The following is a 15,070-nucleotide window of genomic DNA, read 5'->3' on the forward strand; positions in this document are numbered from 1 at the left end:
ATTACTTCTCCTTTAGGTGTCAAATATCCTTTTATATCCTACCACGTTCAATATTAGTTTACCATGATTTTTATGTGTTAGTAACAATTCCAAAAGACGTTAAAGAACTTAGTTTACATAAAAGTTATTAGGTACTAAGGAAAATGAACGAAGTAGCGATTATACGCCTATAAACATCTCAATAATTGAAAAAACTTGCTAGGGATTCCCCAGCAAGTTAGATGATCATACATTATGACTTTGTTTCTTGATTTAATTCATCTTGTTTATCCTCAATTTGAACACCAACAACATGAACGTTTATTTCCAGAATTTCTAGTGCTGTCATATTTTTTAATGTTGAACGAATACTGTCCTGAATCTTTTGTGCTACAGTTGGTATTGAGATGCCATAATCCAATACAGTAAAAACATCAATGACAATACCTTGTTCAGATAAATCCACTCTTACACCTTTACCGTGCTTTTTCTTACCGAAGCGTTCAGTTACGTTGGATGCTAAATTGCCACGCATATTTGCAACGCCAGACACTTCATTAGCAGCAATACCAGCTATCACTTCAATAACTTCAGGTGCAATTTCAACTTTTCCTAGCTGATCGTCACTTACGTTAAGTAGTTGCTTATCTTCCATTTAGTTCACCTCTTCAGACGATTCTTCAGATAATACATCATACTCTTCTAGGAATTTAGTGTTAAATTCCCCACCAACAAATACAGGGTGATTCATCATACGTTTGTGGAATGGAATGGTGGAATGAATTCCTTCAATGATAAATTCATCAAGAGCACGATTCATTCTTTTTACTGCTTCTTCTCTAGTATTACCATAAGTGATTAATTTTGCAATCATCGAATCGTAGAAAGGCGGAATATTCCACCCAGAATAAGCAGCAGAATCTACTCGAACGCCTAAGCCGCCTGGTGAAAGATACATTTCAACTTTTCCTGCTGAAGGCATAAAATTACGGAAAGGGTCTTCCGCATTAATACGGCATTCTATTGCCCAGCCCTCAAACTTAATATCTTCTTGCTTGAAGGAAAGTTTTTCTCCATTGGCAACTTTAATTTGCTCTTTAATCAAGTCTTTGCCTGTGACCATTTCAGTAACAGGGTGTTCCACTTGAATTCTAGTGTTCATTTCCATGAAATAAAAGTACCTCGTTTACGATCATAGATAAACTCAATCGTACCAGCACCTACATAATTAACTGCTTCTGCTGCTTTAACAGCAGCATTTCCCATTTCTTGACGTGTCTTTTCATCAATGGCCGGAGAAGGTGTCTCTTCGATTAATTTTTGTAAACGACGCTGAATTGTACAATCACGTTCACCTAAATGTACTGTGTTTCCGTGTTTGTCAGCCAGCACTTGAATTTCAACGTGGCGAAAATCTTCAATAAATTTCTCAAGATATACGCCAGGATTACCAAAAGCTGTTTCTGCTTCGTTTTGTGTTAAACGAATCCCTTTAACTAGCTCTTCTTCATCTCTAGCGACGCGAATACCTTTACCACCACCGCCAGCAGTTGCTTTTATAATCACAGGATAACCAATTTCCTCAGCAATTTTCTTGCCCTCTTCGGCATTCTGAATGATTCCCTCTGAACCAGGGACTATTGGTACATTTGCGTTACGCATAGTCTCACGGGCAACGTCTTTTGTCCCCATTCTCGAGATGGCATCAGCACTTGGACCAATAAAGGTAACATTACACTCTTCACACATCTCAGCAAAATCAGCGTTTTCAGATAAAAACCCATAACCAGGGTGAATGGCATCTGAATTGGTCAGTTTTGCCAAACTCATGATATTCGTTTTATTAAGATAGCTGTCTTTACTTAGCGTAGGACCTACACAATAAGCTTCATCCGCTAATTGCACATGAAGTGCATCTTGGTCTGCCTCTGAATAAATTGCGACAGTCTCGATTCCTAACTCTTTACAAGCACGAATAACGCGAACTGCTATTTCTCCTCTGTTTGCAACTAATACTTTTTGAATCACGGACAATCCCTCCCTTATTTTTTCTTCACTCTAAATAGTGGTTGTCCGTATTCAACTAGTTCTCCGTTATCTACTAGTCTTTCAACGATTTCACCTTTGACTTCCGCTTCAATCTCGTTAAATAATTTCATTGCTTCAACAATACAGACAACAGAATTTGACTCCACTATGTCTCCTTCTTTCACATATGGGTCATCATCAGGAGACGGTGATTCATAAAATGTACCGACCATTGGTGATACAATTTCATGGTCAAAATCCGTTTGAGAAGCTGGTTTTTCTTCAGTTTTCTCTGATTTAACTTCTTCTTTAGGCTCTTCTGTAACTTCAGCCTTTGGTTCAGCACTAACTGCTTTTGGCTGTTCTACTACTTTTGTTCAGTATGTGGTTGATTAACAGTTACAACTTCACCATTGCTCTTTTTTAATGTAATCGTGGTACCATTTGATTCATAAGTAAAATCTGAAATAGAAGATTCATCGATCAATTTGATTAATTCTCGAACTTCTTGTACTTTTAGCATAATATTGGCACTCCTTTTACTTTTATTAACAGGTACTAATAATTCCTACTAATTATTGTACGATAAATTGCTTAAAAACTTCAACTTATCTTTTGAATTTTTAAATTCATTAATCGATTAATCTATTATAAACAATAAATCCCATACCGTTTCGATATGGGACTTCTAAAATATCATTATATTTTATACATCATCTTCTTGTAAGCTCACTATAACGTTCATAACTCCAAATTCATCTCTAGCCATTTGCATTAATTGATTCGCATCTGTCTTAGATAATTCCTCTGAAATAACTGTAATTTTAACTGAGTCTTCTTCTTTTTGTACTAATACATCTCGGTAGTCTTTTTCATAACGAATCGTATTTTCCAAAATTGTCTCTTTCTGAGCAACAGTACGAATATCTTGAATCTCTTCCATCGCCTCATTAACTTCTTCTGGTGATGAATTAGATGATGCTAAAACTGATTCCCACTGTTCAATTAATTGTTCTCTAGTATCTTGTTTTTCTAAGCGTGTTGTAGCAAATAGATCATCTACACTCATACCTGATACATCAAGGTTGCTATCTCCATTTTCACCTTCGCCTTCACCATTACCTTCTTCTTTATTACCTTCATTTTCATTGCCTTCATTTTCATTGCCTTCATTTTCATTGCCTTCTTCTTTATTGTTGTCTTCTCCATTTTGATTTTCTTCCGTTTGTTCATCATCATCCGTACCAACCACTTCAACATCATTAGGTGACGTCATATAAAAGACACTTAATACAATTAATAGACTCAACATTGTAATTAACCATACAGTTTGTTTTTTCAATACCATAAATTATTCCTCCTTATCTTTTGGCAAAACTGAAATTCGGTGCGTTGAAACATCTAATAATCTTGATACTGCTTCAACAACCACTTGTTTCTTCTGTGGATTATCAACCCCCTCCGCAATAATTAGGACACCTCTAACGGACGGATATTTCTGTTGAATTAGTAGTGGTTCTTCAGAATTATTTTTTCTAAGAATGACAGTTTGATTTTCTACTGTTTCATCTTCAACTTCTCTTGTACCACCATTTTGATCTGTCTCACTCGTCCGCTGGCTACCTTTTATAGTGTTTTTTCATAAACTTTGAGTGATGAAGCTTCTAATTGGAGCATAACTTGTACATTTGAAACGCCTTGTAAAGCTTCTAAAGCTGTTGCTAACTCACCTTGCATCTGATTCCTTAATTCACTTGCAACATCATCACCTGAACTCGTTTGACTTTCCTCATTTTTATCAAGAAAGACCTCCTCCTCATTTGTGATGGGAGCTGGTTCTTGCTGATCAGAATTATTCGAGAAAACACTTGAAACAATTAGAAATAGTAAACCCAACAGACCAATAAGAATAATGTATGATCTTTTGGTGGGTCGGTTACTTTCGTCTTTCATTTTTAGAAACCTTTTTAGAGTTTGGAACATACTTACTCCCCTTCCCAAATAAGTTGAATTTGGCTAATTGAAAGATTTAACTTTGATGCCACCATCTTTTTCACTTTTTGTTCTAACGCTCCGTCCTGTTGTTGTTCTTCTTTAGTTGGAATCCGGACAATCTCTATATCTTGAATCTGGTTGTCCATCTTTTTGTGACATAAATTTGATAGTTTTGATCTGATCGACGTTAACATCTTCAAGTTTATTTGAATCATCCAAACTAATCTCAACTGTTTGTAAGTCAAGGTTGAATTGCTCTTGTAAGTCTTTCTCAACCAACTCTCTTATTTCCAGTTGTAACTGTTCTAATATATATGCATGTTGTGATGCTTGTATTTCACTTTTTTTAGAATTTATTTCATTTTCTAAATCCTCATCCATCATTTCACTTACCTTCGACTCCCAAGAATCTACGTATTGGTTAGGGTTTATATTAAACAATTGTGTTAATGGATGTAGGAATAACAAGAATATAACTAATCCAAAAACTAGTCTGATAGCTTGGTCATGTTTAGTTGATGGTATGAGAAGAGAAATAATAGTTGCTAGAAAAATAAAAATACAATTTGCGAAACCCAATTTGATATAAACGACAAATGATCACCTCTTATCGAACCATCAAAGTTAAATTACCGACTATTATGAGCATGACTAGTGCAAAAAAGAACATGATTGATACTGCTAACAAAGCTGCCAATATATAAAAAATATGTTTTCCCATCGTTTCGATTGCATCTGTAATTGGTCCATCTGCAACTGGTTGTAATAAAGCTGCTGATAATCTAAAAATTAATCCTAGAACAAAAACTTTTAATACCGGAAATAGCGTAATAATTAATATCAAAACAACCCCAGCTATTCCGATAGAGTTTTTTAATAGAACGGATGCTGATAAAACTGTGTCTGTTGCATCCGTGAACATTCTCCCAATGACTGGAATAAAGTTGCTCGTTACAAATTTTGCAGCCCTAATTGCAACCCCGTCTGCTACTGCTGCATTAACCCCTTGAAGAGACATAATTGAGATAAACAGGGTCAAGAACACACCTAATATAATGAATGCAACCTGTTTAATAAGGTCTGCTAATTTTGTCACGTTATATTCGTTGTTGATTGTGCTAGCAATGTTTAAAATAGCTGATAGGAAAAATAAAGGTAAAACAACTTTGCCAATTAAAATTCCACTAACCTGCACAAAAGTTAGAATAACTGGAGAAAAAATGCCACTGAGGCCACATTACCGAACGCTGCCATAAGACTTAACATTAAAGGCAACAGAGCTAGCATGAAATTACCCATTCCGTCGATAGCACCAGTTGTATATTGAACGGCATTATAAAAGCTAGTAACTGCAATCGTTAATAAAACACCAAAATAACTAGATAACTAACTTTTGATACCGTTTTATTTTCAAAAGAGCCGATTAATAACTTTAAAAAGACACTTAATAACGTTAAAAAAATCAACATCCCTAATAATTTTCCGTTAACAATCCACTCATCAACGAAGAATTTAATAATTCCCGAGAACCAGTACTTAATTGAAAAGACAGATCCATCTTGAACCGAGTCAAGCCAATGATCTTGGTCTGAAAAAGGTAGATATTCTCTGTAGTTAGCAAGTATTTGCTGCCATTGAGCTTGCATTTCTTCACTTTCTGCCCACTCTTCAGGCACTTTAAAAAGTTGCTCTTGTTGTTCAGTTGCTGAAGCGTTTGATGCAAAAATCATAACGATGAATACAGCGCAAATGACGGTGAACGATATTTTCTTCATAAGACGATCCCTTCTAACCAGGTATAAAATTCATTAACGTCTCGAGAACTGCGATGAATATTGGAAGTGCAAACAATAATATGAATATTTTTCCAACAAGTTCAACCTTAATGGCAATAGCTTCTAAATCTGCATCTTTTAATAACTGAGCTGTGAATTCTGTTATATATGCAATCCCAATTACTTTAAAAATGGTGTCTAGATGAAGTAAGGATACATTGAACCGAGAAACAATTTGCTGTATGACATCAAACAACTGAGATACCTTGTCCAATATAAAAATGAATACAATTACACCAGTAATTACAATTAATAAAAATCCAACGTCTCATGTTTCTCACGCACTAGAATAATTAACATCGCTGCTACTATCACAACGGATAACAACTGAAGTATTTGCATTACATAAATAAACCTCTAATAATCTGTAATAGAAATACGGATTTAATCTGTTGGAATAATCTCGATAGATGATCGACAACAATGACGAGTACGATGACAAATCCAATTAAAGTTGCCCAATGTGCAATATCTTCTTTACCCATTTGTTTTAAGATTGTGTGAATCATAGCAACGACAATTCCAATTCCAGCTACTTGAAATAATAAATATACATCGGTCATCTATCTTAACCTCCCATTTGTTATATAAAGATCAAGGTTAGTAATAATCCGAACAATACTCCTAGTGCGCGAAACATATTAGAAAATCGCTTCTCCTCTTCTGATGCATCACCTAACTCTCTTTGAAGATGGGCTTTAGCCAGTTGAATCTGTTTTTGTTGTTGTTCCAAATTGTGAATACCTAGTGTTTGACCAAACTGAATAATAATTTCTTTTTCTCGTTCTTTCATGGCAGTATGGTGCCATTTTTTATTCAATGTTTGCTCCCAAATGGTGTGTAATGACTCATGGCTATTAACGACAATTTCAGATATATCATAAAAATATAGCCTAGCGGAGGCGTCAATTGCTTTGAAATTTTATATAAAACTTGGTGAATGGGTTCTTGTCCGTAAACCATCTCAGCTTCCATGATTTGTAGAGCATGTAACAGTTCGCGAATTTGTTTAGGGCGTTTAGAATAATTTCTAGCGATATCGATTCCGACCCACGTGCACGTGAACAGTATCAAGATGGCTCCAATCCATTTCATTGCGATTTCCCCTTATGTCAAAATTAATGATATTGAAATCATTATTATAGATATGCTTTACTTGTCCAGGTTCATTCTCGTAATCTAATAAATATATCGATCAAAGACTTGCTCTTGAAATAACGGATTTAAAGAAGGGCGCCTTCTTATATCATCTAATGTATATCCATGAATACTACAAATTACCTGTACTCCTGCGAAGACAGCTTCCTGAATACTTTTAACATCCAGTTCATCTCCTATTTCATCAACTGCCAAAACTTCTGGTGACATTGAGCGGATCATCATCATCATCCTTCTGCTTTAGGACAGTCTGCCATCACGTCCGTTCGAATACCAACATCATGTTGAGGAACTCCTTCGTAAGGTGCAGCAATTTCTGAACGCTCGTCAATTAACGAGACTCTCAATCCTTTTTGGTTCTTAGTCCCATCACTTATTAACCTAACTACATCACGTAATAGTGTCGTTTTACCTGTTTTGGGTGCACCAATTAACATGGTGTTAAATATTTTTCTCGAACTTTGATTATAGATAGCAGATATGATTGATTTTCCGGATCCTTTATGCTCTTTAGCAACCCTTATATTAAAGGATGAGATGTGCGTAATAGCCTGAACTTTTCCATTTGATAAAGAAACCTTACCGGCAATACCAATACGATGTCCCCCGCGAATTGTAATATAGCCATTTCTTAATTCTTCTTCCATGCGATAGACCGAATGTTGGCTAATTTTGCCCAAAAATTCCTTGGCTTCATTTTCAGTGAAAATAAATTGTTTATTGAAATCTGTGTGATTATGAAAGACAAACTCAATCGGTTTATTAATTCTTAGCCTGATTTCTTCCAATTTCTTCAATTTAAAATCATCATACTGAGTGATGATTTGTTTAAGCTCAACGGGTAACATATTTAAAATTTCATTCATTGCCTGTCCTCCTATTTGATATCACTATTCTATGAATGCTATCTCTTGAATATGAAAAAATAGTATAGTTAATCTATTAAAAGTTATATATAAAACATTTTTTGGTCATATGTTTACTTAATCATTTTTTGCAAATAAAATAAAAAACACCCTGAAAGTTAGAAATAAATCTAACCTTCAGAGTGCATTAATGTTAGTTATTTAGTTTGCGCGTGACACGTATTTTCCGTCAGTGGTGCTAACCACTAACATATCTCCTTTATTAACAAAGAATGGAACTTGAACCGTGTAACCAGTTTCTAAAGTTGCAGGTTTTGTACCGCCGCTTGCAGTATCACCTTTTACGCCTGGTTCAGTATCAACTACTTCTAGTTCCACATTATTAGGCAATTCAATTCCTAAGGTGTCACCATCATACATTAAAACGGTCACTTCCATATTTTCTTTCATAAAGTTAAGTTCAGATTCAATTGTTTTAGTAGGGATTTCAATTTGTTCGAATGTTTCAGTATCCATAAACGCGTGATTATTACCATCTGCATATAAATACTGCATTTTACGACGTTCTAAGTGAGCTTTGTTAACTTTTTCACCAGCTCTAAATGTTTTTTCCTGTATGCTACCATTTTCTAAATTTCTAAGTTTAGAACGAACAAATGCCGCTCCCTTACCTGGTTTTACATGTTGGAATTCGATTACTTGCCAAATTGAGTTATCGAGTTCAATCGTTAGTCCAGTTTTAAAGTCATTTACAGAAATCATTAGTTTGCCTCCTCAATTATTATAAGATTATAAGTTCCTTCTTAGAAAATGTTAAGGTTTCATTTCCATCCTCAGTAATAACCGTATCATCTTCAATACGACATCCACCTACATCTGGCACGTAAATACCAGGTTCAACTGTAACAACCATCCCTGGTTTGAGGACTGTATTTGAGCGATAAGATAATCCCGGACCTTCATGTACATCCATACCTAGCCCATGACCCGTTGAGTGTCCAAAATAGTCACCATAACCTTTTTCTTTAATATAATCACGTGTTAACGCATCAGCTTCAATTCCTGTCATTCCAGCCTTCGTATGCTTCATGCCACGTTTTTGTGCTTCCAATACTACATCATATATTTCTTTTAGCTTGTCGTCAATTTCTCCAACCGCAACTGTTCTTGTAATGTCAGAACAATAACCCTTGTATAAGGCTCCGAAATCTAAGGTAACTAACTCTCCTGATTGAATTTCTTTTTCAGAAGCAACACCGTGCGGAAGAGCAGAACGATAACCAGATGCTACAATAATATCGAATGAAGACGACGTTGCTCCTTGGCGGCGCATAAAGAACTCTAATTCATTTGAAACATCGATTTCTTTAACACCTGGTTTTATGTAAGACAAAATATGTTCAAATGCGTCATCCGCTATTTTAGCAGCTTCCTTAAGAACTTGCAGTTCATCTTTGGACTTTATCAATCTTAAATCTTCAATAAGACCTGATACAGGTTCAAATTCTGCCTTCAAGTGATCGCGATAAGTTTCATATGTAGAATAAGTCATAGTTTCTTTTTCAAAACCTAAGCGTTTAATGTTTAAATCTTCAACTTGTCTCGCTACTTCCTCATGAATTGGTCCTTTGTGTTCAATAACTTCAAAGCCCTTAACTTCTTCATTAGCTTGAACAGTATAACGGAAATCTGTAATGAATAATGCCTGATCCGCTGTCACAATTACTACTCCAGCTGTTCCCGTAAAGCCTGTTAAGTAACGTCTGTTCTTCCCGTTTGTAACTAATAAACCATCCAGATTATTTTCCTTCAATTTCCCTCTTAATTGTTTTAATTTAGCTGTCATTAATACTCTCCCTCTCTTTTTTTAATATTTTTGTCATAGCAAAAGCTGCAACCAAATAACTTTCCACTCCAAACCCTACAATTTGGCCAGCAGATACAGGTGCAATGAATGATTTCTCTCGGAACTTCTCTCGGTTATGTACATTAGAGATATGCACTTCAATAACAGGAGGAGCAATTGCTTCTACTGCATCTCGAAGTGCTACACTCGTATGAGTATAAGCTCCGGGGTTAAACAAGACTCCTGAATAACTTTCATGCGCCCTATGCAATTGATCAATTAAGTCTCCTTCATGATTAGATTGATACGATTCCAGTTCAATTGAGTGTGACTCAAAAAACTCTCTTACGTTCAATACAATATCATCTAGTGAATGATCACCATAATAAAATGGGTCTCGTTGACCTAAAAGGTTCAAGTTTGGTCCATTCAGTAATAATACTGGTTTCATAGCCATTCCCCTCAATATTCTGTCTATTTATTAGTTTATCATAATTATGCTTCTTTTTGGACATCATTCGTTTCAATTCGACGATCATGATATTCATAAGAAATCGTATAACCCACAAAGACACCGTATAATATAAATAAACAGATTGTCGTCACAATTGTATCACTAGATAACTCATAAAATGTAGGAACAAAATAAAATAGAGGGTTCATAATGATGAATACAAGTACCCACAATCCAATCCCGAACATAATACCAGGCATCATCCCATGAAGTTTTTTCATAAATAAATAGTAAACTAACGCTGGCACAGCACCTAATAAGGTTAAAATGCCAAGGCTAATTAATTCACCTGTGATTCCTTCAGTCCAACTCCCCGCGAAAAAGGACCTTAAAATAAATGAAGCATGAGAAACCTCAGAAAAAGCGAAAAAATATGATATAGTTCCGACTATTCCCCATATAAAAGCCCACCACTCCGCAAAATAGACTTTTAAGAATACAGACGTTGCTTTCATCTTGTTGATTCGACATATTCATCCCTCCATGTCAAATAGTGTGCACGTTTAAGGCCGAATCATACCACATGACATTGCTATGTACGTTTGACGAAAATTTTAGTAAAATATTATTATAATGCCGTATATTACTTGAATAAATTGGTAAGATAATTAATAATAGAACAGTTATGCGAAAGGAGTCTATCATGGGGCAAAGTGCAAAATACATCGTTTATAGTATAATTGGTTTAGCCATTTTTGGACTCATTTATAATTTAATAGTTAATCCCGTAAGTTTTTTTAAAAGTATACTAATGATGCTAGGTTTTGCTGTTCTATTTGGCTTCATCATTTATTACTTTTTAATCGGTAGACATAAAGGTGGCCAAGATCGTAATTATCGTAAGGCAGTCAAACAATCCAAAAAGAAATATTCTCAAAATACGGTACCTTTTACAAAACGTAACGGACCAAGCAAAATTCAACGGACAAATAAAAAGCTTCTCATCTAACTGTTATTAAAGGGAATAAAAAATAGCTGAGCCTATTAAGGTTCAGCTATTTTTTATGACATCCCATGAACTGAAATGCTTCTTGGCGCTCTCCTTACCGATATTGTAAAGGTAATCTTTCTTCTCTTGGCTTAAATCAAAATCAGTTGCATTAACTTCATCATTAATAGGGATAAACATAATATTTTCCGCTTCTTTATTAGATATGTATTTAGTATCATGTGCATGAATCATAGTTGAAACAATTGCGGGTAACATATCAAATGCTGTTTTAATTTTTTGGCCCGGTACTACCGGATCATTTGAGCTTAGTTTAATTCCCAATGACGGCCGATTGTTCTTTAACTTTTCTTGCTTAAATACCCAATATGGAAAATTACTCAATGTCCCACCGTCTACAAAGACGCACTTATTAACGTGATTCGTCTTCAAATTTATGGGCTGAAAGAAATATGGAATGCTTATACTAATTCTAACAGCTTTAGCAACTGAAAACATACTAGAGTCAATCCCATATATGTTTTCCAAATCATCTGGAAATATAGCAATTCTTCCATTTGTGATATCCGCTCCGACTATGTATAAGTTATCATTAAGATCTGCGAAAGTATGGACCCCTTTAGCTTTTAATAAGTCTTCAATCCAATTTTCTATATAATCCCCTTGATATAACCCTAATCTAAAATATAACCATAGCCATTTCACGAGTGGGATATGTTTTGCAATTGGATGAGGATCTAAAAACTTCTCAGTATCAATTTGATCAATAATTGTTTTTAATTCACCAGGTTTATACCCAGCAGTAATAAGTGCAGCAATTAATGCACCTGAGGAAGCACCCACAATCCGTTTGAAACGGATGTCTTGTCGTTCACACTCATCTAAAGCCCCCAAAAATGCGAATGCTTTGATACCGCCACCGGAAAAAACGCCATCCACTTCCATTGCGATCCCTCCACCCATTCATGCACATATCATTATATGAGTGGATTGTATTATTTATAACTAGATAATGCTAAACCCCAACAAATATTGTAGAGCCTAAAAAGTTTAAAATTTTATACAATTCTAGCCAAAAAAAGTGCCTGGTATAACCAGACACTTTAAGCTTATAACCCACATTTCAACTGTGCGCCGCAATTAGTACAAGTGTTACAACCACCAACATCTTCTACACTACCCTTACGACACACAGGGCAAGTATCACCAATTTCAGAACCTATGTTAACATTCGTTTTATCTAACTCTTGTACTGTCTCCATTAAAACGACTTCTTCTCTTCTTCTTCGAATAATTCTTGTTGCTCAGAGAAATCATTTTCCTCAGCTTTTAGCGTTAAGACTTGTGTATCACGACTGCCATCTACATAGACTGTACCACCTTTGGCTCCACCTTTATACAGGCGACGATACACTTTCTCAACTTGATCAACGCGGTAACCTTTTGGAGCATTAACCGTTTTTGAAATTGAACTATCGACCCAGCGCTGAATGACACACTGTGTGTCAGCATGTGCTTCAGGTGATAATTCCATTGCTGTAACAAACCATTTAGGAAGCTCGTCTTTAGATGCTTCAGGATGCTCTTTATAATACTCTTCAGCTATGTCCGCTTTTACTTCAATAAATTTACCTAACCGTCCGCTACGGTAATAAGTAAAAGAGAAGTATGGTTCAAGACCAGTAGATACACCTACCATAGTTCCTGTCGAACCAGTTGGCGCAACCGTTAGTAAATGTGAATTTCTTATGCCGTATTTTAGAATACCTTCTTTTACATCTTCAGGCATTTTATCCATATAACCTGTACTAATGAATCTTTCACGTAGCATTTGTGTTTCTTGTTCTGTTTCTCCAATTAAGAAAGGGAAACTTCCTTTTTCTTTAGCGAGCTCGATCGATGTACGGTAAGCCGTTGTTGCAATGGTTTCAAAGATTTGATCGACCATTTGATTTCCTTCTTCAGATCCATATTCAGTCTCGCAATAGATCAATAAATCATGAAGTCCCATAACACCTAAGCCGACACGGCGCTCACCTAATGCTTGCTTGCGATTTTCATCTAAGAAATAAGGTGTTGCATCAATGACGTTATCTTGCATTCTAACTCCAACTTCAACTGTCTTCTTCAGTTTGTTGAAATCAGGTTGTTTTAATTGTTTATCAGCTATATTCGCCAAGTTCACCGCTGCTAAATTGCAGACAGAAAATGGTGCGAGGGGTTGCTCACCACAAGGATTTGTTGCCACTACTTTCTGGCCATAAGCTTTAGCGTTTGTTTCTTTATTCGCATTATCAATAAAGAAAATACCAGGTTCAGCAGAGTACGTAGCACAAATGTTAATTAGATCCCAAAGCTCTTTTGCTTTAATGCGTTTATAAACTCTAATTCCGTAACCTAAGTTTTCCCACTCTCTTACATCACCATATTCATGCCAATGCTCATTGTAATAGTGCATTTCTTCATCTGAATAATTTTCTACGTCAGGAAAACGAAGTTCATACTCACCATCATTTTCTACGGCTTCCATAAATTCATCCGTGATACAAACAGAAATATTGGCACCTGTTAAAAATTCAGAGTTATGAACACTGTATGTTCCGCCGTCTCTTAACTTGGCTTCTGCTTCTCTAATATTTTCATCTGAGAAACCACCTTGTCCTGGAATATGTTTGTAGTTAACGATTCCCTGGTACATATGCTCTTCATTTGTTGTTAACGGCGTAAATTTCAGCTTGTCTTTAGCTAATTGCTGAATCGTTTCATCTTCTATATTTTCTATTAAGTATCTTAAAATTCTAGGATTTTGCATCTTAGAAATAATAAATTCAATGATATCTGGATGCCAGTCATTAAGCATAATCATTTGGGCTCCGCGTCTTGAACCGCCCTGCTCAACTAAATGTGTTAGCTTCGCTATATCATCTAACCAAGATACCGAACCAGATGATTTACCATTTACGCCTCTAGCTAAGGCATTTCTAGGTCTTAATGTAGAGCCGTTCGTTCCTACACCGCCACCACGCGACATAATTTCCATAACTTGTTTTCGGTGATCACTAATTCCTTCTCTAGAGTCTTTCACGAAAGGCATTACATAACAGTTAAAATAAGTAACGTCTGTGTTTGACCCTGCGCCATAAAGAACTCGTCCTGCTGGGATGAAGTTTAAATTGGATAATTCTTCGTTAAATTTCTCATACCATTCTTGTCTTTTTTCAGGTGAGCGTTCCACCTCAGCAAGTCCTGTCGCATTACGTCTTGCGATTTGTTCATAATAAACTTCTAAAGGTTTATCAATGGCACTTATTGGTCGCTCAACAATTCCTGTTTGTTGTTCTTCTACTTTATCCAGTACATGAATAAAATCTTCTTCAACTTTAATTTTTGCCTTTTTAGTTTCATCATTAATTGATACAATAAATCCTGTACCTCTAGCTGGAAATTTAGGGTCATCTTTAACAGTTAGGACAACAAAATCCCCGTCTTTTAATGTTTTCTTTTCTGTGTCTTTAAAAGCATATCGGTCCAGCATCACTAATCGTGATACGCCTTTATGCGTTGTGTTCATCTCGGAAGTAATGGGGTGAACTTGTGGAAATTGTTTAATGTCTTCATTTAAACGCTCCACATCAATTTGGTAGCCCCTGCTTTTTACACCTTGCATGAATCTTCCTCCTCTTCGACAAATCTAATGTTTAATTAGATTTGTTGAATTAAACATAACAGAACAACAAAAACAAATCAATATATTGTATTAAGTTTTATTTTAACACTATATATGGTATTTGATGCACAAATAATTTATAAAGTCAACTAAAAAATTGTCGAATTTATAAATAAAAGAAAGATTAATTAAATACTTTTGATTTTTTACCTTTGAATATTCTAGTTATGCCC

General features: G+C 35.5%; 11 protein-coding genes and 7 pseudogenes. 1 reads left to right on the forward strand and 17 read right to left on the reverse strand.

Going from position 1 to position 15,070, the window contains the following annotated elements; translation table 11 throughout:
• Nucleotides 1–232 precede the first annotated feature (232 nt).
• The 15 genes and pseudogenes from JCM13188_RS06325 to JCM13188_RS06410 all read right to left on the reverse strand — a co-directional run bounded on the left by JCM13188_RS06325 (nucleotide 233) and on the right by JCM13188_RS06410 (nucleotide 10,676).
• Complete coding sequence (locus JCM13188_RS06325) at nucleotides 233–634, reverse strand: Asp23/Gls24 family envelope stress response protein (protein ID WP_054752902.1); 402 nt, start codon at nucleotides 632–634, stop codon at nucleotides 233–235.
• Nucleotides 635–2,007 (reverse strand): annotated as a pseudogene (accC, locus tag JCM13188_RS06330) (acetyl-CoA carboxylase biotin carboxylase subunit).
• A gap of 14 nt (nucleotides 2,008–2,021) precedes the next feature.
• Nucleotides 2,022–2,530: pseudogene (gene accB / locus JCM13188_RS06335) on the reverse strand (acetyl-CoA carboxylase biotin carboxyl carrier protein).
• A 183-nt stretch (nucleotides 2,531–2,713) separates the two neighbouring features.
• Entirely contained in the window at nucleotides 2,714–3,355 is a 642-nt protein-coding gene (locus JCM13188_RS06340; RefSeq protein ID WP_054752904.1) for a SpoIIIAH-like family protein, read from the reverse strand.
• 3 nt (nucleotides 3,356–3,358) lie between these two features.
• Nucleotides 3,359–3,990, reverse strand: a pseudogene (spoIIIAG, locus tag JCM13188_RS21930) (stage III sporulation protein AG).
• 111 nt (nucleotides 3,991–4,101) lie between these two features.
• A complete protein-coding gene (spoIIIAF, locus tag JCM13188_RS06350) occupies nucleotides 4,102–4,581 on the reverse strand; it encodes a stage III sporulation protein AF (protein WP_054752908.1) in 480 nt (159 codons plus the stop codon).
• A gap of 28 nt (nucleotides 4,582–4,609) precedes the next feature.
• Nucleotides 4,610–5,777: pseudogene (spoIIIAE, locus tag JCM13188_RS20545) on the reverse strand (stage III sporulation protein AE).
• Between the two features lie 13 nt (nucleotides 5,778–5,790).
• Nucleotides 5,791–6,051: a stage III sporulation protein AD gene (gene spoIIIAD / locus JCM13188_RS06365; RefSeq protein ID WP_279401492.1), complete on the reverse strand. Its 261-nt coding sequence runs from the start codon at nucleotides 6,049–6,051 to the stop codon at nucleotides 5,791–5,793.
• A 127-nt stretch (nucleotides 6,052–6,178) separates the two neighbouring features.
• Nucleotides 6,179–6,400 (reverse strand): stage III sporulation protein AC, encoded by a 222-nt coding sequence (spoIIIAC, locus tag JCM13188_RS06370; protein ID WP_054752917.1) that lies wholly within the window; start codon nucleotides 6,398–6,400, stop codon nucleotides 6,179–6,181.
• Between the two features lie 20 nt (nucleotides 6,401–6,420).
• A pseudogene (gene spoIIIAB, locus JCM13188_RS20550) lies at nucleotides 6,421–6,932 on the reverse strand (stage III sporulation protein SpoIIIAB).
• Nucleotides 6,933–7,016: 84 nt separating this feature from the next.
• Nucleotides 7,017–7,861: pseudogene (spoIIIAA, locus tag JCM13188_RS06390) on the reverse strand (stage III sporulation protein AA).
• Nucleotides 7,862–8,062: 201 nt separating this feature from the next.
• On the reverse strand, nucleotides 8,063–8,623 hold the full coding sequence (gene efp / locus JCM13188_RS06395) for an elongation factor P (RefSeq protein WP_054752925.1): 561 nt from the start codon (nucleotides 8,621–8,623) through the stop codon (nucleotides 8,063–8,065).
• 19 nt (nucleotides 8,624–8,642) lie between these two features.
• Nucleotides 8,643–9,707, reverse strand: a complete 1,065-nt coding sequence (locus JCM13188_RS06400) for a M24 family metallopeptidase (RefSeq protein ID WP_054752926.1) — start codon at nucleotides 9,705–9,707, stop codon at nucleotides 8,643–8,645.
• On the reverse strand, nucleotides 9,697–10,158 hold the full coding sequence (gene aroQ / locus JCM13188_RS06405; protein WP_054752928.1) for a type II 3-dehydroquinate dehydratase: 462 nt from the start codon (nucleotides 10,156–10,158) through the stop codon (nucleotides 9,697–9,699). Before aroQ ends, JCM13188_RS06400 begins: the two co-directional genes overlap by 11 nt.
• 44 nt (nucleotides 10,159–10,202) lie before the next feature.
• A complete protein-coding gene (locus JCM13188_RS06410) occupies nucleotides 10,203–10,676 on the reverse strand; it encodes a YqhR family membrane protein (protein ID WP_054752930.1) in 474 nt (157 codons plus the stop codon).
• A 188-nt stretch (nucleotides 10,677–10,864) separates the two neighbouring features.
• Between JCM13188_RS06410 and JCM13188_RS06415 the strand changes: the two genes are divergently transcribed.
• Nucleotides 10,865–11,170: an SA1362 family protein gene (locus JCM13188_RS06415; protein ID WP_054752932.1), complete on the forward strand. Its 306-nt coding sequence runs from the start codon at nucleotides 10,865–10,867 to the stop codon at nucleotides 11,168–11,170.
• Nucleotides 11,171–11,212: 42 nt separating this feature from the next.
• Here the strand turns inward: JCM13188_RS06415 and JCM13188_RS06420 are convergent, their stop codons facing one another.
• Both JCM13188_RS06420 and JCM13188_RS06425 read right to left on the reverse strand, forming a co-directional pair.
• A complete protein-coding gene (locus tag JCM13188_RS06420) occupies nucleotides 11,213–12,115 on the reverse strand; it encodes a patatin-like phospholipase family protein (protein ID WP_054752934.1) in 903 nt (300 codons plus the stop codon).
• 164 nt (nucleotides 12,116–12,279) lie between these two features.
• A pseudogene (locus JCM13188_RS06425) lies at nucleotides 12,280–14,837 on the reverse strand (vitamin B12-dependent ribonucleotide reductase).
• Between the last annotated feature and the right edge of the window lie 233 nt (nucleotides 14,838–15,070).

Source organism: Piscibacillus salipiscarius JCM 13188, assembly GCF_001311865.1.
GTDB classification, from domain to species: Bacteria; Bacillota; Bacilli; order Bacillales; family Alkalibacillaceae; genus Piscibacillus; species Piscibacillus salipiscarius.